Origin of the sequence: Paracoccus sediminicola, from assembly GCF_027912835.1 — a bacterium.
Taxonomy (GTDB): Bacteria; Pseudomonadota; Alphaproteobacteria; order Rhodobacterales; family Rhodobacteraceae; genus Paracoccus; species Paracoccus sediminicola.
Genome location: NZ_CP115768.1, coordinates 1,391,888 through 1,410,639 on the forward strand (window position 1 = coordinate 1,391,888; position 18,752 = coordinate 1,410,639).

The window sequence follows — 18,752 nt, forward strand, 5'->3', positions numbered from 1 at the left end:
GGGCGGCCCCGTGGCAGAGGGGAAACTGTCTCAGCCGGGTTAACCCTGCATTAGCCCACCGCGCGTTGCGCGTTGCCCGGCTGGCTCATGCGGCCAGCTCTCCGTTCAGCGCCCGTTCGATCAACTCGCGGGTCTCGGTCACACCGTAAAGCGCGATGAACCCGCCGAAACGCGGCCCCTGATCGGCACCGAGCAACACCTGATACAGCGTCTGGAACCAGGCGCGCAGCGGCTCGAACCCGTGCTCTTTGCCGACCGCGAAAACCATGCTTTGCAGCGCCTCGGCCTCTGCCGGCTCGTCCCATGCCGCCAGCCGCCCAGACAGATCCTCCAGCGCGGCGCGCTCCTTGTCGTCGGGCGCGCGAAAGCTGCGCTGCGGCGCCACGAAATCCTCATAGTAGCGGACAGCATAACCTGCGGCTTCGTCAAGCTGCGGATGCGTTTCAGGAGAAGCGTCGGGCGCATATCGGCGGATAAATCCCCATAGCCCTTCCTTATCCTTCGCCCCGGCCACCGAGGCAAGGTTCAGCAGCATGGCGAACGGCACGACCATATCCGATGAGGGCACCTGCCCGCGATGAATGTGATACACCGGATTGGCCAGTTGCTGCTCTGGCGTCTGTCCCGGATAGGCCCGCAACTGCTGGTGATATTCATCCACCGCCTTGGGGATCACATCCCACCAGAGCCGCTTTGCCGTCTTTGGCTTCTGATACATGAAATAGGACAGGCTCTCGGTGGCGGCATAGCTCAGCCACTCATCGATGGACAGCCCGTTGCCCTTCGACTTGCTTATCTTCTGGCCCTGATCGTCCAGAAACAGCTCATAAGTAAAATGCTCGGGCTTGCGGCCGCCGAGAACCTCGCAAATGCCGTCATAGATCGGCGTATTGGTGCTGTGATCCTTGCCATACATCTCGAAATCGACATCCAGCGCTGCCCAACGCGCGCCGAAATCCGGCTTCCATTGCAGTTTCACATGGCCGCCGGTGACCGGCAGCGTCCATGCCCGCCCTTCCTCGTCGTCGAAGCTGATCTCGCCCTTCGCGGCATCGACATTCTTGATCGGCACATACAGAACGCGACCGGTTTCCGGATGGATCGGCAGGAAGCAGCTATAGCTCTGCTGACGTTCCTCGCGCAGGCTGGCCAGCATGATCTTCATGATCGCGTCATAACGCTCGGCGGCGCGCAGCAGGGTCGGATCGAACGCGCCGGATTTGTAAAATTCGGTCGCCGACATGAATTCGTATTCGAACCCGAACGTGTCCAGGAACCGCCGCAGCATGGCGTTGTTATGGTCCCCGAAGCTGTCATATTCGCCGAACGGATCGGGCACCGAGGTCAGCGGCTTCTGCAAATTCTCGTGCAGAAGCTCTTGCTGCGGCACGTTCTCCGGTACTTTCCGCATCCCGTCCATATCGTCGGAAAAACAGATCAGCTTGGTCGGAATGTCAGAGATCAGCTCGAAGGCGCGGCGGATCATCGTCGTGCGCGCGACCTCACCGAACGTGCCGATATGCGGCAGCCCCGAGGGACCATAGCCGGTCTCGAACAGCACGAACCCTTTCTCGGGGTCTTTCTTTTCATAGCGTTTCAGCACCCGGCGCGCCTCTTCGAAGGGCCAGGCCTTGGAAGTCATCGCGGCATCGCGCAGGGTGGTCATCGCAAGCTCTCCTGAAGGGGGTCGGGGGCGGCTTATTGAAACCCCGCGGCAAGGTCAATATTTTGCCGTGAGACAACAAGGATTCCGCCCGTGACGCTTGATCTGTCCTCTTTCTCCGCCTGCGACGCGCTTGTTTCGCTGATGGTCGCGGTTTCTGCCTCCGACAGCAATATCCGCACCTCCGAGCTGATCGCCATCGAGCGGACGGTCAATCACATGCCGGTTTTCGCGGAATACGACGTCGGGCGGATTCGGGCGATTTCGCAGACGGTGATGTCGCTCTTCTCCGAGGAGGACGGGCTCGACGCGCTGTTCGGCCTGATCCGCGATGCCCTGCCCGAGCGGCTTTTCGGCACCGCCTATGCGCTGGCCTGCGACGTTGCCGCCGCTGACGGCAAGCTGCCCAATGACGAGGCCGAAATGCTGCGCGAAATCCGCTATGAGCTGAACATCAACCGCCTTGAAGCCGCCGCGATCGAGCTGTCGGCGCAGCTTCGTCACCGGACGTTATAGGCACGCATCTTTCCCCTGCCGCGCAGGCGGTCGACGATCTCCGCGCGCTGATTGCATGCCCGACCCGCTTCGCGTCTCTGGCGCATCGATGGCAGCGCCGCCCCCCTCGGACCTGCCCGGTCACCGACCCCTCCCGGCGCGGCGCATCGGTCGCAGCCCGGACAGGAATTTGACAAAACTGTTGCATGACAGGCCGATAGGATTGCAGATTAGAGCAGCGGCCCGGCATAGCTAATCAAAAAGGCCGGGGTAATACTCAGGGAGGACTGACATGACCAGGACAAGCGACAAGGACAAGGCCGTTTCGCGCCGTTCATTTATCCGGCGCGGCGGCGCTCTTGCCGGGGGTGCCGCGGCGACGACGCTGCTGGCGGCGCCCGCGGTGAATGCGCAATCACCGCTGGTGCTGAAGATGCAGACCAGCTGGCCGGCCTCTGACATCTGGCAGACCATGGCGCAGCAATATGTTGACCGCGTTCAGGCCATGTCCGGCGACCGGATCCAGATCGACCTTCTGCCCGCCGGGGCGGTCGTCGGCGCGTTTCAGGTCATGGACGGTGTCAGCGATGGCGTGATCGACATCGCGCATTCGGTTTCGGCCTATTGGTATGGCAAGAACAAGGCCGCCTCTTTGTTCGGCACCGGCCCGGTCTTCGGCGGCGATCCGAACAACATGCTGAGCTGGTTCTATGCCGGCGGCGGGCGCGAGCTGTATCGCGAGCTGACGCAGGACCAGATGGGTCTGAACGTGATTGGCCTGATGGCCTTCCCGATGCCCGCGCAGCCCTTCGGCTGGTTCAAGGAGCCGATCAGCGGGGTCGAGGATATTAACGGCATGAAATACCGCACCGTCGGCCTGGCCGCGGATCTGCTGCAATCCATGGGCATGTCGGTCGCCCAGCTTCCCGGCGGCGAGATCGTGCCCGCGATGGAGCGTGGCGTCATCGACGCGTTCGAGTTCAACAACCCCTCCTCCGACCTTCGCTTCGGGGCGCAGGATGTGGCCAAGAACTATTATCTCGGCTCGTATCACCAGGCCGCCGAGGCGTTCGAGTTCCTGTTCAACCGCGACGTGATGGAGGATCTGGAACCGGATCTGCGCGCCATTCTCGAACATGGTGTCGAGGCGGTCTCGACCTATAACACCGCCTTCGCGCTCGACAATTATTCGGCCGACCTGCTGAAGCTGCGCGACGAGTCCGGTGTGACCATCCACAAGACCCCAGAGGGGATCTTGCAGGCGCAGCTTGAAGCGTGGTCCGAGATGATCACCGAACTCGAGCAGGACGAGATGCTCAAGAAGATCATGGACAGCCAGCGCGACTGGGTGAAGCGCACCGTCTATTACGAGCTGATGGACAAGCCCGACTACGCGCTTGCCTATGATCACTTCTTCCCCGGTGAGCTGAAGCTCTAATCGGCACGGATTCGCCCCGCCGGCCTTTAGCGACTGGCGGGGCGAATTCTGCGACGAGGTTTACATGCTGTCATTTATCCGCTTTGCGGACCGGCTTTCGGCCTGGTTCGGCAAGACTTTCGGCTGGCTCATAATGCTGATGACGCTCGGGGTCAGCTACGAGGTGTTCGTGCGCTATGTGCTGCGCAGCCCGACCGCCTGGTCACTGGACGTGTCCTTCATCATGTATGGCACGTTGTTCATGATGGGCGGCGCCTATACGCTGTCCCGCGGCGGCCATGTGCGCGGCGATTTCCTGTATCGGCTCTGGCCGGTGCGGGTTCAGGGCGCGGTCGATTTCGTGTTGTATCTGCTGTTCTTCTTTCCCGGCATCACGGCGCTGATCCTGTCGGGCTGGAAATACTCGGCCCGCTCCTGGCAATATGCCGAGGTCAGCGTGAACAGCCCCGCCGGCATCCCCATCTATCAGTTCAAATCGGTTCTCGTCGCCGCCGGCATCCTGTTGTTCATTCAGGGCATCGCGCAGCTTTTCCGCAGCGTGATCGCGATGCGCGACGGCGTCTGGATCGAGGCCGAGCAGGATGTCGAAGAAACCGAGCAGCTTCTGCTGCGCGAAAACGAACCGCGGACGAGCGTGCATGTCGACTGACATGCGCCGCCCCGCCGCCGGACCGGCCAGCTTAACGGAGTTCCGCACGTGACCGACCCACAGATCGCCCTTATGATGCTGGGCATCTTCATTATTCTTGTCTTTCTCGGATTCCCGATCGCGTTCACGCTGATGGCTCTGGGCATCGGCTTCGGCTATTACGCCTATTTCGATGCCGGCCGGATGTGGAGATCGCTCGACCGTCTGCCCGAAGATGCGGGCTGGCTGACCGAGCAATGGACCTGGCTCGAAGGCTTCTACAACAACCGCATTTTCGATCTGTTCATCAACCAGACTTATACGGTGATGTCGAATGAAGTGCTCACCGCGGTGCCGCTGTTCCTCTTCATGGGATATATTGTCGAACGCGCGAATATCGTCGACCGGCTGTTCTCGACACTGGCCATCGCCTCGCGGCGGATGCCCGGCTCGATGGGGGTCGCGGCGCTGATCACATGCGCGCTGTTCGCCACCGCGACAGGGATCGTCGGTGCGGTGGTGACGCTGATGGGTCTGCTGGCCCTGCCCGCGATGCTGAAAGCGCGATATGACCCGCGCTTTGCCAGCGGCATTATCTGCGCCGGCGGCACGCTGGGCATCCTGATCCCGCCTTCGATCATGCTGATCGTCTATGCGGCGGCCTCCGGCGTGTCGATCGTGCGGCTCTATGCCGGGGCGATGCTGCCGGGGCTGGTTCTGGTCGGGCTGTATCTGACCTATGTCATCGGCCGCGCCATCCTTCAGCCCTCGGTCGCCCCGCGCCCGAGCGAGGACGAGGTGCCTTCGGTGCCGATGGGCAAGCTGGTCTGGATGCTTGTCACCTCGTTCTTCCCGCTGGCCTTTCTGATCACCGCCGTGCTCGGCTCGATCCTGTTCGGCCTCGCCACCCCGACCGAGGCCGCCGCGATCGGCGCACTTGGCGGGCTGGTACTGGCCATCCTGTATCGCGCGCTGACCTTCCAGAGGCTGCGGGAATCCGTCTATCTGACCGTGCGCACCACGGCGATGGTATGCTGGCTGTTTGTGGGTTCCTATACGTTCAGCTCGGTCTTTTCCTATCTGGGCGGTGAGCATGTGATCTCGGAATTCGTCAGCAGCCTCGATCTGACGCCGCTGCAATTCCTGCTGCTCGCGCAGCTCATCATCTTCCTGCTGGGCTGGCCGCTGGAATGGTCCGAGATCATCATCATCTTCGTGCCGATCTTCCTGCCGCTTCTGCCGATGTTCGGGATCGATCCGCTGTTTTTCGGCATCCTCGTGGCGCTGAACCTGCAAACCTCCTTCCTGACGCCACCCATGGCGATGTCGGCCTATTACCTGAAAGGAATCGCGCCAGCCGAGGTCAAGCTGACCCAGATCTTCGCGGGGGTGATGCCGTTCCTGCTGATGGTCTTCATCGCCATGGCGATCATGTATATCTATCCCGATATCGTCTTCATCCTGCCGAACATGATCTATGGCTCCTGATCCTGCCTCCCTCGGCGCGGTGCAGCTGCGCGACCGCATCGCCTCTGGCGCGCTTTCGGCAGAGGCGGCGACGGCGGCCTGCCTGCGCCGCATTTCCGAGACCGAGCCCAGGCTGAAAGCATGGGCCTATGTCGATGGTGAACATGCCATGGCTCAGGCCAGGGCACTGGATGCCAAACGCAAGTCAGGGGCGCAGATCGGCGCGCTGCATGGCGTGCCGGTGGGCATCAAGGACGTGATCGACACGGCCGGAATGCCGACGGAATACGGCAGCCCGCTGGGTCAGGGCCGGGTCCCGCGCGAGGATGCGCTGCTCGTGGCGAAGCTGCGCGCGGCGGGTGCGGTGATCCTCGGCAAGACCGTCACAACCGAGCTGGCCTTCATGCAGCCCTCCGGCAGCCGCAATCCGCATGATCCCGAGCGCACGCCGGGCGGTTCGTCCTCGGGTTCGGCGGTGGCGGTGGCGGCAGGTCAGGTGCCGCTTGCGGTCGGCACCCAGACCGGCGGTTCGGTGATCCGCCCGGCCTCTTATTGCGGGGTAATCGGTTTCAAGCCCAGCTACGGGCTGATCGGGCGCAGCGGCGTGCTGATCCAGTCGCCCTTCCTCGACACGATCGGAGGCTTCGCGCGCTCGCTGGAAGATGTCGCGCTGTTGGTCGAGGCGATGGCCGGGCCCGACCCGCAGGACGCCGCCAGCCTGCCCGGCCCGGCCCCGCGGCTGAGCGCCGCCGCAACCGAGGCCCCGCCCCTGCCGCCATTGCTGGCGGTGATGACGCTGCCCGGCGCCGATCCGGTGATGGAGGCGGCGCTGACCGAACTGACCGAGGCGCTGGGCGAGCGTGCCGCCCGCGTCGATCCGCCTCCGGGACTGGCCGATGCAGACCAGATCCGCCGCCGCATCAATCTCGCCGAGATGGCCAAATGCTATTATGCGCTCGAACGGAAGGGCCGCGACGCGCTGTCCGAGCATGTCCGCGACGCCATGGATGAGGGCAAGGAGATCCGGGCGCGAGATTATCTTTCGGCGCTCGACTGGCGGCAGGTGCTGAATGCCGGGCTGGATGAGCTGATGACCCGCTGCGACGCCATCATCTGCCCCGCCGCGCCCGGCCCGGCGCCGCTATTGTCCGAGGGCACGACCGGCGCGCCGTCGATGAACGGCCCCTGGACCTTGTGCGGCGTCCCGTCGCTGAGCCTGCCGCTGCTGAGCGACGAATCCGGCCTGCCGATGGGCGTGCAGCTGATCGGCCGCCGCGGCGAGGACGCCAGGCTGCTGCGCGTCGCGCATTGGCTGACCGATACACTCACATCCGAGGCCCGATAGATGGAGGACCACCTCACATGATGGATCGACTTCTCGCTTTGCTCGCCTATGGGGTTCTCCTGGGCTTTCTGGGTATTCTTGTCTGGAACGTCCCCGAGCTCGACCTGGGTCTGGTGGTGCTGGCCACGCTGGCGCTTGCCGGATTCGACGTGGTCAAACTGCTGCAACAGCACAATCGGCAAAAGCAGCGCGAGTGACGCGCCGTTCTGCGGCAACGATAAGGCCGCCGACGATCCGGCCCGGAACGCCCGTGACGGATCAGCGACCCGGCAGCGGAGAGATGGACATCACGTCGCCCCGCAATTGGACCTCGCTGCCCAACGCCTCGCAGAGCCGCGAGAGCTGCGATCTGAACCTCTCCAGTGCCTCGCCCCGCGCCAGCACTGGCAGGCGGGACTCATCCAGCACAATCGGTATGATTTCGAGGCCCGGCTGCGCGCGGTCCTCTAGTCGCAGCCGGGCGACATAGCCGTAAGGCGACATTTCGGCCCAGATCGCCCGGACCTGATCGGAGGCGTCCAGAAACACCTGCTGGCCGATGAACACATTGCCGCTGAACAGGATCGGCCGTCCGGCGTGGAAGGCGATCCCCTGCACCGAATGAGGGTGATGGCCATGGATCGTATCGGCCCCTGCCTCGATCAGGGCGCGCGCCAGCGGCATCTGGTAATCCGCCTGATGCTCGACCGAGCCATATCCCCAATGGATGGAGACGATCACGAAATCGCAATCCGATTTCAGCGCCGTCACCGCGCGGCAGGCACGGGCGAGATCGTCGGGTTCGACCTCGGTCCGGACACGGACGACAGCAGGCTCGCCGGGTTCCTCGATCTGATAAACCGGGTCGATCTGATAGGCGGTGCGGACATGGATGGGCGCAATGCCGGGCCGGGTCTTTGCCGCGGCCATCGAGCCGGGCAGCAGGCAGGAAAACCCAATCAGCCCGATCCGCCGGCCCTTCACCTCGCAGATTTCCGGCCGCATCGCCGCGTCCAGATCCTCGCCCGCGCCGACGACGCGAAGGCCCCGCGCCCTCAGCAAGTCGCGGGTCTGCGCAAGCGCGGGCCAGCCGTAATCCACGGCGTGATTATTAGCCAGCGTCACCGCATCCAGCCCCAAAGCGTCAAGATGCTGTGCAATTTCGGGCGCGGCGCGGATGTTCAGCAGCTTCTCGACCGGCGCACCCCGGTCGCTCAGCGGGATCTCGAAATTGCCGATGGAGAGATCCGCGCGGCGCAGCAGTTCAAAGACCTCATGCGCGCTGTCGGGAAGGCCCTCCAGTGGCCGCGTCACGTAGATGTCGGAGACAAGGGCGATCGTGATCTGGTTCATCCGGGTCTCCGGTACCGGGTGGGATCAGGGCGGCCCCAGCGCGTCGCGCGCGCCGGGGCTTTCGTGCAGCAGCGCATCAGCCTGTCACCTGGCTCGGGGCGAGCGCGTTGTAGATCGCACCGCCAAGCAACGCACCGATGATCCAATTATACCCGGTCAGAAACGCGAACCACGGCACCCAGACGGTGATGATGGAAAATGTCGCTGCGATCGCGAAGGCGGTGACGGCGGCGCGGTTCCAGCCATTCTGGTAGCGATAGATGCCGCCGCGCATGTCATAGAGATCGTCGATCTCCAGATGCTGGTCCCGGTGGAAATAGTAATCCACGATCATGATCCCGAAAATCGGCGCCAGCGTTGCGCCCATCGTGTTCACGATGCTGCCGATGCCGAAATTGCTGATGAAGCTGGTCCAGAACCCGCCGATGACAAGCGCGAAGACCGAAGTGATGATTCCGGCCCGGCGAAAGCTGATCTTCTCGGGTGAGAGATTAGCGATGCCGTTCACCGCGGGAATGAAATTGGCCACGAGGTTGATGCCGACCGTGGCAGCGAAGAAGGTGATTGCGGCGATGACGCCCAGAACCACGCTGTCGGTGCGTTCGACGATCTCGGTCGGGTTGATGATCTCTTCGCCGAACACCACGGCCGCGCCGCCGGTGGTCAGCAGGGCCAGCGCCGAGAACAGGATCATGTTGAACGGCAGACCGGCCAGATTGCCCTTGACCATCGCCTGCCGGTCGCGCGCATAGCGCGAGAAATCGCTGAAATTGATCATCACCGCGGCGAAATAGGCAACCATGGTTCCGAAGATGGCGAAGAAGCCTTTCATCTCGGTCCAGAATGTCCCTTCCGGATTGGCAAAGATGGTCGCCGTCGCCTCGACGATCCGGCCGTCGGACAGGCGCCACAGCACGATGACGAGCCCGATCATCACCACATAGACGAACGGGCCGGCAATATTCAGAAAGGATTCGACCCAGCTCATCCCGCGCCAGAAGATCAGGATGTGAAAGGCCCAGACGATCAGGAAGGACAGCCAGTCGATACCCGTCATCCCGAATATCTCGGCGCCGCCCTCGGCCCCGGTCAGCGACCGGATCAGCAGCGCAAGCGCGGTCGAGGCGAAATAGACCTGCACGCCATACCAGAAGACGGCGACGGTCGCGCGCAGCACCGCGGGCAGTTTCGCGCCCTGAGTGCCGAGGCTGGCACGGGCCAGCACGGGATAGGGGATTCCGTATCGCTCACCCGGCGCGCCCGACAGGTTGACCAGCCACATCACGAACAGCGCCGAGGTGATCAGCGCCGCGAACGCGGTCCACCCGCCGACACCGTAGGAAATGAAGATCGAGGCCACCAGGGTATAGCCGAACAGCGACTGCACGTCATTGGCCCAGATGTTGAAGATGGCGAACCACCCCCAGGTTTTTTCGTCCCGCCCGACGGGGTTGAGCGTGTTGCCCTCCGGGTCTAGCGTGCCGCCATGGATGGCGTGATGTTGATCGGTTGTGGTCATGTATTCCTCCCTCGTGCCCCTTTTTGCGGGCGGTATCCGCTTCGTCGGCGCCATGCGCCTGTCACACCGGGCCGGGTCCAAAGACGGGGTGCCGGTTCACATCCTTGTAGAGCAGATATTTGAATCGCCCCGGACCGCCGCCATAGCAGGCCTGCGGGCAGAAGGCGCGCAGCCACAGGAAATCGCCCTGTTCGACCTCGACCCAGTCTCCGTTCAGACGGTAGACGCCCTTGCCTTCGAGCATGTAGAGCCCGTGCTCCATCACATGGGTTTCCAGAAACGGAATGCAGGCGCCAGGTTCGAACCAGACGGCATTGACATGCATGTCATAGCGCAGATCGGTCGTGTCGATGAAGCGCGTCGAACCCCAGAGCGGCGGCTCGCCCGGCATCAGAGAATCCTCGATCTCGTCCTCATGGGTGAATATGGCGGGGGGCGGGTCGATGCCCTCGGCCGACTGGTAGCGCTTGCGGATCCACAGGAACCGGCAGGTCTCGGCCGAGATGTTGCGGATCTTCCAGCCCTGCCCGGCCGGCAGGAATGCGAACCCGCCAGAGACGAGATCGTGGCGTGTGGCGTCGGTTTCGATTTGCATCTCTCCGGCCAGCACAAAGATCGCGGCCTCGATGCGCGGGTCGGGCTCGGGCGCGTCACTGCCGCCGCCCGGCTGAAGCTCGAACAGATATTGCGCGAATGTCTCGGCAAACCCGGATAGGGGCCGGGCCAGAATCCAGGCGGTTGTGCCGGTCCAGTGCGGCAGGGCGCTCGTCACGATATCGGTCAGGACCGAGCGGGGGATGACGGCATAGGCAGAGGTGAACACCGCCTTGCTGGACAGGGGTTCGGTCTGTGCGGGAAGCCCGCCGACGGTGATATTGGCGTAGTTTTTCACGTATCCGGCTCCGTTCGATCGCGCGATGTCGAGTTGCGGACGGCCCCGCGCCGTGGCGGCGGGGCCGACCTGCATCAGGCGGCGGCTCTCGCCCGGGCGGATTTCACCGTGTCGCGCCGTATCAGCTGGCCGTGGCCGGGCCGGCCGACGATCTCGCCATCCTTGAAGACGGTTTCGCCCCGCACGATGGTCTGTTTCACCCGCCCGCGGAATTCCTTTCCGACATAGGGGCTTTCGCGATAGCGATAGAACAGGTCATCGGCCTGTAGCGTCCAGACCTCGTCGGGATCGATCAGGGCGAAATCTGCATCCGCTCCCGGCAGGATCGCACCCTTGCGCGGATAGAGGCCAAAGATCCGCGCCGGGTTCGACGACATCATCTTTACCAGCAACTCCCATGACAGCCCGCGCTCATGCACGCCCGCCGTGATCATTGCGGGCAGGATGGACTGGATGCCGGTCACGCCGCCGATGCCTTTCCAGACGTCATCTTCGCCCTCGCGATACCATTCCGGCAGGAAGGGCGAATGATCCGAGGCGACCACATCGACATTGCCGCGCAGCACCCGGTTCCAGAGTTCTTCGACCTGATGGCGGGCGCGGATCGGCGGGGCGGCGCGCAGGCGCGGCCCGACCGCCAGATAATCGTCCATGTCGAAGAACAGGTAATGTGCACAGGTCTCGGCATGAACATTGACCCCTGACAGCGCCGCCTGCCGCACCGCGTCCACCCCTTCGGCATGGCTGATGTGACAGATATAGAGATCGCCGCCCGTGGATTTCGACCAGAAGATCGCGCGGTTGATCGCCTCTAGCTCGGATTCGCAGGGATGCGAGTCGTTCCACGCCGCGCGGTCCTTGCGGCCGATGCTTTTGAACTGCTTCTCAAGTTGAGAAATCACCGTGTCATTCTCGGCATGAACGCCGACCATATTGCCGAAATCCGCCATTTTCTGAAGCCCGGCATAGAGCAGGTCGTCATTGACCTTGGGATAATCTGCCGCGGTGCGCATAAAGGCCTTGAACGCGGCCACGCCGCGATCGTTCAGATCGTCCAGATGTTCCAGATTATTGTCGATCAGCCCGCCCCAAAAAGCGAAATCGGTCACGGCCACATCCCGCACCATATCCAGCTTCTTTTCATGCGCGTCGGCCGTGGCCATGGGCGGCAGGTCGTTCAGCGGCATGTCGATGGCGGTGGTGACGCCCCCGGCCGCCGCCGCGCGGGTGCCGGTTTCATAGCCCTCGAACTCGCGCCCGGGATGGCTGAAATGGGCATGGGCGTCGATGATGCCGGGCAGCAGATACTTGCCCTCCGCATCGAGAACGACCTCGGCTTCGATGTCCTGACCCTCGCCCATGATCTGCGAGATGACGCCATCCTTCACCGCGACACCGCCCTGGAAGCTGCCATTCTCGGTCACGATCACGGCGTTCTTGATGAACAGATCCACTGCTTTCTCCTTTTCGAATCTGGCCCCGACGCGTTCTGCGCCGGGGCACGTTTTGGTTGCGATGCTACGCGCCGAAGCGGCGCGCGGCGGGCATGTATTTCATCATCAGGTAATATCCGAGACCGGCCGGGATGAGGCTGGCGTAGAAGCTGATATTCGAAAAGATCAGCGCCGTGACCACGCCCAGAACCGTTGCGATGAGCGCTGCCGGATTCAGCCCCCGATACGGCCCGTTCGCGTCATAAAGCTTTTCCAGATCCAGCGTCTGCCGGCGGATGATGTAGTAATCCACCACCAGGATCGCGAAGATCGGACCAAGGAAGGCGCTGTAGACGCGGATGAACAGGCTGAGACCTGCGGCGGAATCGTCGCGCACCAGCAGCCATGGGAAGGTGGCGAAGGCCAGCAGCCCGACGATCACTGCCGCCGCCTTGAAGGGCAGACGGAACACATCCATCATCGCGTAGGCGGGCGGCACGACATTGTTCAGAATGTTGGTCGTGACCTGCGCGAAGGCCAGAAACAGCAGCGTGACCACCAGCAGCAGCTTGTTGTCCACCGCGCTGGCAAAGACCTTGATCGGGTCCAGCTCTCCCGTCGCGCTGGACACCATCAGACCGATCAGGCCCATGAACAGCGTCGCCGGCAGGATCGAGCAGACATAGATCGCGATCTGCCGCATCGTGCCGACCTTGTGCTGCAACTCGCGCGAATAATCCGACACGTTCAGCATCATCGTGGAATACACGCCAAGAAACAGCATGGTACTGCCCCAGAACGGCGCGCCCCACGTGCCCTCGGACTGGATCAGATTGGCGCTGATTTCGGCACCGTAACGGTCGATAACGCTGAAGAACATGTAGATCAGCGAGCCGATGATGAACACGGCGCCGATATTCTCCAGCCATTTGATGCCGTGAAATCCCAGAACCGACAGCCCGATCTGCAAGAACTGAAAGCCGATGAAGAACGCCCAGAGATTGGAATAGCCGAACAGCGTGTCACAGACGAGGTTCAGCGCGCCGGCACCGATCCAGCTTTGAAACCCGTACCAGACGATCGCCGGGACAGAACGCACGATGGCCGGCAGCCGCGTGCCCGCAAACCCGAAGGAGGACCGGGCCTGCACCATGAATGGAATGCCGTATTTATGCCCCGCCCGTCCGTTGATCATCAGCGCGATGCCGATGCCGACACTGCCGATGGTGATGGCGATGAAGGTCTGGAGAAGGTTCAGCGTGCCGACCAGCCCGGACCCGAGCGAGAAGGTCCCGATGGACACACAGCCGCCCAGCCAGGCGAACAGATAGGACCACGGATCCATGATCCGCGCCTCCTGCGGGGCCAGCGATTCCTCTCCGATCTTCTTTTCGATGGTGGGGGCGGGGGTTGCCCTTCCGGCCAGATCGGCCGGCGCGCCCATGCCGGGCGCGGCACCCAGTTCCGAATTGCTCATTTCACTCTCCCTGACCTGTTTTGCTGCGATCACCTTTGTCGAGGGAGGGAATGCGGGCGGCGGGCCGCGCCGGAACCACCATGATCCGCCACGCCTCCCGGCCGGATGCCGAACGGCTGCGCCGGATTCTTTCGGCGCCTCGTAGGCCCCATCTCGCCGCCCGTCTGGCAAATTGCATCAGCTCCTCCCTGATCTCAATATTTGTTAACATTGATTGTTGACAATGTGAAGCCATATTATCGGGGTCGCAGCATCGCCCCAGTTGCGGCCGGAAACGGAAGATGCGATTTCAGGAATATGACAACCGCCGCCGACGCCCTCATTGTGGACAGCATCCTGGACGCGATTGCCGATCAGCGATTGCAGGCCGGGACGAAGCTTGGCGAGCAGGCGCTGTCGGATCTGTTCGATTGTAACCGCGCCCATGTGCGCCGGGCGCTTGCGACGCTGACCGCCTGGCAGGTCGTCGAACATCTGCCGAATCGCGGTGCCTATGTCTCGACCCCTACGGTCGATGATGCCCGCGACATTTTCCAGGCGCGGCGCGCGATCGAGACGACGATCTGCCGCAATGTCGTCCGCAAGGCGACCGACGCCGACATCGCCGCCCTGCGCGCTCATCTGCATGAGGAACATGCCGCGGAAGCCAGCGACCGTCCCGCGGCGATCCGTCTGACGCGGGGCTTTCATCTGCTGCTGGCCCGGATCGCGGGCAATCATGTGCTGCTGCGCTATATGGAGGAGCTGACCATGCGCAGCTCGCTCATCATCGGGCTCTACGGCACCAACCGCGCCGCGCTCTGCGCCGATGGCGAGCATGATCTGCTGGTCGATGCCATCGCCGCGCGGGACGAGGCCCGTGCCCTCGCGGCGCTCGACGAGCATCTGCGCGGCATCGAGCGGCAGATCGACTTCAAGCGGACCGTCGCGCCGTCAAACATGCTGGCCGACGCGCTCAGGCCAATGCGCGAGGCGTGATCTCCGCAATCAGGCGTGGCTGAACGAGCTGACCCGAGTGGGACAAGCCGCGAAACGATTGCGCGCAGGCTGCGCTGCGCCCCAGATATGTTGATTTGTAGCTCGTCGCATCTCTTCACAAATATGCGAAGCGTCGTGCATGGACGGACAAATCCGCAGAGAAATGCAGAATTGTCTGAGGAGAATATTTAAACTTGAGAAGGTGGCGGACAGTGAGGGATTCGAACCCTCGAGACGGTTCCCCGCCTACACACTTTCCAGGCGTGCGCCTTCGACCACTCGGCCAACTGTCCGTGCCCGCGCTAGTTAGCGTCTGTTTCGGGGCTGTGCAAGGCTCAGAGCTTGGAAATCCGCTTCTGAAGCTCGGCAAGCTGACGGCGGATTTCGTCCATGTCCTGGCTGTCGCCCTCGTTGACGGTTTCGACCTCGTCCGGGTCAGGCCCGGAGGAGCCGCCGCGCCAGCCGCCCATCATCGCCTTGAGAAAGGCCTGCTGCTGACGCTGCAACTGCTCGAAGCCCGGCATCGACGACATCGGCGTCGGCATCGAGCCCATATTCTCCATGATCTTCGACTGACCCTCGCGCAGCATCTCGAAGCTGGCGGCGAGGAATTGCGGCACGACGCTTTGCGCCTGGGTGGTGTAGCTGCGCACCAGATCGGTCAGCACATCCACCGGAAGCACATTCTCGCCCCGGCTTTCATGTTCGGCGATGATCTGAAGCAGATATTGCCGGGTCAGCTCGTCCCCGGTCTTGAGATCGACGATCTTGACCTCGCGCCCGGCGCGGATGAAGGCGGCAATGTCTTCCAGCGTGACGTAATCGCTGGTCTCGGTGTTATAGAGCCGCCGGCTGGCGTAACGCTTTATCAGCAATGGCGCGGCGGCATCGGCTTTGGCCATCGTCGTTCCTCGTGAATGCATTTGCAGCATATTGCGATCAATCTTTCGCAATTGCAAAGAAAAAGGGCGGCCCCTGCGGACCGCCCCTATACTCGTCACTCTGTCAGCCGATTACGACTTGGTCGAAGCGGTGGCCTTCTTGACGGTGTCCTGCGCCTGCTTGGTCGCCTTTTCGGCGGTCTTCTGAGCGTCGGACGCCATGTCCTTGCCGGCGGCCATCATCAGATCGACGGTTTCCATCTGCAGCTTCTTCGCGACTTCGGCGAAGGCGGACAGATGCTCGGACGCGCTTTCGGTCGAGGCGCTGGCGAAGTCGGTGAAGGCTTTCGCATAGGCGCTCGGGTCGTCTTTCTGAGCGGTCAGCTCGCCGACGCGGGCGATGGTGTCCTTGGCCCACTGAGCCGAGATCTCGGTCGAACGCTCGGCGGCGGACAGGGCAGCCTGCGCCATCTTTTCGTTCAGGGCCGACTGGCTCTTGAAGGCGTCCTGCATGGACGAGGTGTCGACCGGGAAGTTCGCCATCATGTCCTGCATCGTCTTGGTGAAGTCGGGGGTCTTAGCCATGATATTTCTCCTTTGCTGGCGGCGCGGGAGCTTTGCCGCCTTCGAATTTCGATGACACAAAGGTAGATGCTGCGGCGCAGCATTTCAACCGTTTTTTCTGCGTCGCAGCAAATTTTTCACCGCGCCGCAGAAAACATTGATATATCAGTATTTCTGGTGCACATAGCTGCCCGGCGCCGGGCCGAACCGCCCGTCCGGCACCCGCGCGGGCACTTGTTCGCCGGAAAAATCGCGCAGCCATTTCTCCCAGCTGGGCCACCAGCTTCCCGGGTTGAAGCTGGCTTTTTCCAGCCAATCCTCCGGCTCGCCCGAGAAGTCGCCATCGCCGGTATAATGGCCGTATTTCTTCTTGGATGGCGGGTTCACGATGCCGGCGATATGGCCGGATTCAGACATGATGAAGCGCTTGTTATCGGAGCCCATCTGTTTGATGCCCCGCCAGCTGTATTTCCACGGCGCGATATGATCCGTCTCGCAGCCAATGGCGCAGAGCGGCAGTTTCACATCCGAGAGATGCAGCTTGTGGCCCATCATCGGATAGCCATCGCCCACCAAGAGGTTCTGCTGGCAAAGCCCGCGCAGATAATCGATCGTCATCTTGCCGGGCAGATTGGTCGCGTCACCGTTCCAATACAGCAGATCGAAGGCCGGAGGCGCCTCGCCCATCAGATAGGACCGGATCGCCGGCCCCCAGACGAGATCATTGGCGCGCAGGAAGCTCATCGTGCGGGTCATGAGCTGCGAGGCGAAAATGCCCGAGCGTTCGACCTCGGCGGTGATGCCGTCGACGAAATCATCCTGGAGGAAGGGCACGAATTCGCCCTGCTCGCTGAAATCGGTCAGCGTGGTAAAGAAGGTTGCCGAGTTCACCCGGTCATCCCCGCGCTGCGCCATCAGCGCCAGGGTCAGGGTCAGAGTGGTGCCGCCGATGCAATAGCCGATCGCATTCAGCTTTGGCTCTGCGGTGATCTCCTCGATCGCGTCCATGACCGAGAGATAGGCAGAAACGTAATCCTCCAGCCCGGTATCGGCATAGCTGGGATCGGGATTTTTCCACGACACGACGAACAGCTTATAGCCCTGATCGACGATCCAGCGGATCAGGCTGTTCTCGGGTTTCAGATCCAGAATGTAGAATTTGTTGATCCAGGGCGGGAAGATCACGATCGGCGTGGCGCGGACCTTTTCCGTGGTCGGGCTGAACTGGATCAGCTCATAGAGCTTTTCCTGCCGGACCACCTCGCCCTTGGCGGTGCCGATATTCTCGCCCACCGCAAAGGCGTTGTTGTCGGCCAGAGAGACGACCATCTCGCCGCCATGCGATTCCACGTCGCGGACCAGATTTTCCAGCCCTTTCACGAGGCTCTCGCCTTCGGTTTCCAGCGCCCGCTCGATGGCGTCGGGGTTGGTCGCAAAGAAATTGGTCGGCGCGAACATGTCGATGATCTGGTTGGTCAGCCAGTTGAGCCGATACTGGTCCGTCTCATTCAGCATATCCAGCTCTTCGGCTGCATCGCGCATGGCCTGCGCGTTGATCTGATACTGCGTCTTGACCGTGTTGAAATAAGGATGGCTGCGCCAGAGCGGGTTGCGGAAGCGCTTATCGGCTTCGGCCCCGTCATCTTCCGGGGCCGTCATCTTGCCGCGGGCGAACTGGGACTGCATCTCGGCGTAATGGGCCAGCGTGGCGCCCCAGTATTTCACCTGCTGTTCGAGGATGCGCGCAGGCTGTTCCGCCCACATCTTGGCCCAGGCCATACCGGCATTGACCATCAGATCCGCGCCGGGTGCCTCGACTCCGGGATCGCGCATCGGCTTCTGTGCCAGCGCGGCGGCAAGGCGCTGGGTCAGCGACTCGATCCGCTCCATATTCTCGGCGAGTTGGCCGGTCGCGGCGAGGGTCTGCGCCCCTCCCATGGGCTGCTGTGCATCGGCGGCGTGCGGAGCACCGGCCTCGCTGCTCGTGACGGAGGCGCCTTTTTCCAGATCGGCAGGCGCGGCTGCGTTCTGTGCCGCGCTGTTGTCGGAGCTGGCGGCCTTGGCGGCAGATGTTTTCGCGGCGGAAGCAGAGGCGCGCCCCTTGGCAGGCACAGCCCTGGCCGTGGCTTTCCGCGCGGTCGCCTTCCTTGCGCTGGCCTGGCCGGATGACGATTTGCCGGAAGCGCTGCGGGTCCTGGCGGTCGTGGCTTTGGCGGCGGCAGTTCCGGCCCTCGCCGTCTTGGCGGTTCCAGCCCTCGCCGTCTTGGCGGCTCCGGCCCTCGTCGTCTTGGCGGTTCCGGTCTTTGCTGTCCCGGCCTTCGCCGATCCGCTCTTCGCGCTGCCCGATTTCGCGCTGCCTGACCCGGCGCTGGCGGCCCGCGACCCTGCTGCACGCGCCGCCGCTGTCTTGGCCCCGCCGCTTTTCGCCGCCGAACCCTGTTCGGCCTCCGTGGCGGCAGCGGCCTTGCGTGAGGATCGTTTCCGCGGCGCGGCATTGCTGCCACGGGCCGGGGTTTTGCGAGCGTCGTTACTTGCCATGACCTTTAATCCCCCCTACTGTCGCGAACCGATCTTAACCGGCGTCGGGCCCAGCCGAAAGGGGTCCTTTGAACGTCGGAAAAGAAGCAATTTGAGGTAAGG

Annotated in this window: 17 protein-coding genes and 1 tRNA gene; 8 read left to right on the forward strand and 10 right to left on the reverse strand. The window is 62.8% G+C overall.

Translation table 11 applies throughout. The features are described 5' to 3' along the window. Positions 1-85: 85 nt before the first annotated feature. Positions 86-1,666 carry a lysine--tRNA ligase gene (locus PAF18_RS06820; RefSeq protein ID WP_271117848.1) on the reverse strand — a complete coding sequence of 527 codons (1,581 nt, stop codon included), beginning with the start codon at positions 1,664-1,666 and terminating at the stop codon, positions 86-88. Positions 1,667-1,756: 90 nt separating this feature from the next. On the opposite strand from PAF18_RS06820, the gene PAF18_RS06825 reads away from it, so the two are divergent. From PAF18_RS06825 to PAF18_RS06850, 6 genes are all read left to right on the forward strand, one after another. Next, on the forward strand, positions 1,757-2,179 hold the full coding sequence (locus PAF18_RS06825) for a tellurite resistance TerB family protein (RefSeq protein ID WP_271117849.1): 423 nt from the start codon (positions 1,757-1,759) through the stop codon (positions 2,177-2,179). A gap of 271 nt (positions 2,180-2,450) precedes the next feature. Continuing rightward, the gene (locus tag PAF18_RS06830; protein WP_271117850.1) at positions 2,451-3,596 is read left to right on the forward strand and encodes a TRAP transporter substrate-binding protein; all 1,146 of its coding nucleotides are present in this window, start codon (positions 2,451-2,453) and stop codon (positions 3,594-3,596) included. A 64-nt stretch (positions 3,597-3,660) separates the two neighbouring features. Next, positions 3,661-4,245, forward strand: a complete 585-nt coding sequence (locus PAF18_RS06835) for a TRAP transporter small permease subunit (protein ID WP_271117851.1) — start codon at positions 3,661-3,663, stop codon at positions 4,243-4,245. 48 nt (positions 4,246-4,293) lie between these two features. After that, positions 4,294-5,712, forward strand: coding sequence for a TRAP transporter large permease (locus tag PAF18_RS06840; protein WP_271117852.1), 1,419 nt, complete (start codon positions 4,294-4,296; stop codon positions 5,710-5,712). Next, positions 5,702-7,036 carry an amidase gene (locus PAF18_RS06845; RefSeq protein ID WP_271117853.1) on the forward strand — a complete coding sequence of 445 codons (1,335 nt, stop codon included), beginning with the start codon at positions 5,702-5,704 and terminating at the stop codon, positions 7,034-7,036. Before PAF18_RS06840 ends, PAF18_RS06845 begins: the two co-directional genes overlap by 11 nt. A gap of 17 nt (positions 7,037-7,053) precedes the next feature. Beyond that, positions 7,054-7,233, forward strand: coding sequence for a hypothetical protein (locus tag PAF18_RS06850; protein ID WP_271117854.1), 180 nt, complete (start codon positions 7,054-7,056; stop codon positions 7,231-7,233). A gap of 61 nt (positions 7,234-7,294) precedes the next feature. Here PAF18_RS06850 and PAF18_RS06855 read toward each other — a convergent pair whose 3' ends face one another. The 5 genes from PAF18_RS06855 to PAF18_RS06875 all read right to left on the reverse strand — a co-directional run bounded on the left by PAF18_RS06855 (position 7,295) and on the right by PAF18_RS06875 (position 13,689). Next, positions 7,295-8,368, reverse strand: coding sequence for a CapA family protein (locus PAF18_RS06855; RefSeq protein WP_271117855.1), 1,074 nt, complete (start codon positions 8,366-8,368; stop codon positions 7,295-7,297). Positions 8,369-8,444: 76 nt separating this feature from the next. Beyond that, a complete protein-coding gene (locus tag PAF18_RS06860; protein WP_271117856.1) occupies positions 8,445-9,887 on the reverse strand; it encodes an NCS1 family nucleobase:cation symporter-1 in 1,443 nt (480 codons plus the stop codon). A 61-nt stretch (positions 9,888-9,948) separates the two neighbouring features. Next, entirely contained in the window at positions 9,949-10,779 is an 831-nt protein-coding gene (locus PAF18_RS06865) for a bifunctional allantoicase/(S)-ureidoglycine aminohydrolase (protein ID WP_271117857.1), read from the reverse strand. Positions 10,780-10,853: 74 nt separating this feature from the next. Then, on the reverse strand, positions 10,854-12,233 hold the full coding sequence (allB, locus tag PAF18_RS06870) for an allantoinase AllB (protein WP_271117858.1): 1,380 nt from the start codon (positions 12,231-12,233) through the stop codon (positions 10,854-10,856). Between the two features lie 64 nt (positions 12,234-12,297). After that, entirely contained in the window at positions 12,298-13,689 is a 1,392-nt protein-coding gene (locus PAF18_RS06875) for an NCS1 family transporter (RefSeq protein WP_271117859.1), read from the reverse strand. 297 nt (positions 13,690-13,986) lie between these two features. Here PAF18_RS06875 and PAF18_RS06880 point away from each other — a divergent pair, with 297 nt between their 5' ends. After that, positions 13,987-14,667: a GntR family transcriptional regulator gene (locus PAF18_RS06880; RefSeq protein WP_271117860.1), complete on the forward strand. Its 681-nt coding sequence runs from the start codon at positions 13,987-13,989 to the stop codon at positions 14,665-14,667. Positions 14,668-14,870: 203 nt separating this feature from the next. Here the strand turns inward: PAF18_RS06880 and PAF18_RS06885 are convergent. The 4 genes from PAF18_RS06885 to phaC form a co-directional block, all read right to left on the reverse strand. Next, positions 14,871-14,960: transfer RNA gene (locus PAF18_RS06885), tRNA-Ser, on the reverse strand. Positions 14,961-15,002: 42 nt separating this feature from the next. Next, positions 15,003-15,569 (reverse strand): polyhydroxyalkanoate synthesis repressor PhaR, encoded by a 567-nt coding sequence (gene phaR, locus PAF18_RS06890; protein ID WP_271117861.1) that lies wholly within the window; start codon positions 15,567-15,569, stop codon positions 15,003-15,005. 111 nt (positions 15,570-15,680) lie between these two features. Beyond that, on the reverse strand, positions 15,681-16,133 hold the full coding sequence (locus PAF18_RS06895) for a Phasin (protein WP_271117862.1): 453 nt from the start codon (positions 16,131-16,133) through the stop codon (positions 15,681-15,683). A gap of 144 nt (positions 16,134-16,277) precedes the next feature. Next, positions 16,278-18,050 (reverse strand): class I poly(R)-hydroxyalkanoic acid synthase, encoded by a 1,773-nt coding sequence (phaC, locus tag PAF18_RS06900; RefSeq protein WP_271117863.1) that lies wholly within the window; start codon positions 18,048-18,050, stop codon positions 16,278-16,280. Between the two features lie 103 nt (positions 18,051-18,153). On the opposite strand from phaC, the gene PAF18_RS06905 reads away from it, so the two are divergent. After that, on the forward strand, positions 18,154-18,750 hold the full coding sequence (locus PAF18_RS06905; RefSeq protein ID WP_271117864.1) for a hypothetical protein: 597 nt from the start codon (positions 18,154-18,156) through the stop codon (positions 18,748-18,750). Positions 18,751-18,752: the final 2 nt, after the last annotated feature.

Coding starts and splice junctions, on each gene's coding strand:
- PAF18_RS06820 (WP_271117848.1), bottom strand. CDS start 1,666: ATGACCACCCTGCGCGATGCCGCGATGACTTCCAAGGCCTGGCCCTTC.
- PAF18_RS06830 (WP_271117850.1), top strand. CDS start 2,451: ATGACCAGGACAAGCGACAAGGACAAGGCCGTTTCGCGCCGTTCATTT.
- PAF18_RS06835 (WP_271117851.1), top strand. CDS start 3,661: ATGCTGTCATTTATCCGCTTTGCGGACCGGCTTTCGGCCTGGTTCGGC.
- PAF18_RS06845 (WP_271117853.1), top strand. CDS start 5,702: ATGGCTCCTGATCCTGCCTCCCTCGGCGCGGTGCAGCTGCGCGACCGC.
- PAF18_RS06850 (WP_271117854.1), top strand. CDS start 7,054: ATGATGGATCGACTTCTCGCTTTGCTCGCCTATGGGGTTCTCCTGGGC.
- PAF18_RS06855 (WP_271117855.1), bottom strand. CDS start 8,368: ATGAACCAGATCACGATCGCCCTTGTCTCCGACATCTACGTGACGCGG.
- PAF18_RS06860 (WP_271117856.1), bottom strand. CDS start 9,887: ATGACCACAACCGATCAACATCACGCCATCCATGGCGGCACGCTAGAC.
- PAF18_RS06875 (WP_271117859.1), bottom strand. CDS start 13,689: ATGAGCAATTCGGAACTGGGTGCCGCGCCCGGCATGGGCGCGCCGGCC.
- PAF18_RS06880 (WP_271117860.1), top strand. CDS start 13,987: ATGACAACCGCCGCCGACGCCCTCATTGTGGACAGCATCCTGGACGCG.
- phaR (WP_271117861.1), bottom strand. CDS start 15,569: ATGGCCAAAGCCGATGCCGCCGCGCCATTGCTGATAAAGCGTTACGCC.
- PAF18_RS06895 (WP_271117862.1), bottom strand. CDS start 16,133: ATGGCTAAGACCCCCGACTTCACCAAGACGATGCAGGACATGATGGCG.
- phaC (WP_271117863.1), bottom strand. CDS start 18,050: ATGGGAGGGGCGCAGACCCTCGCCGCGACCGGCCAACTCGCCGAGAAT.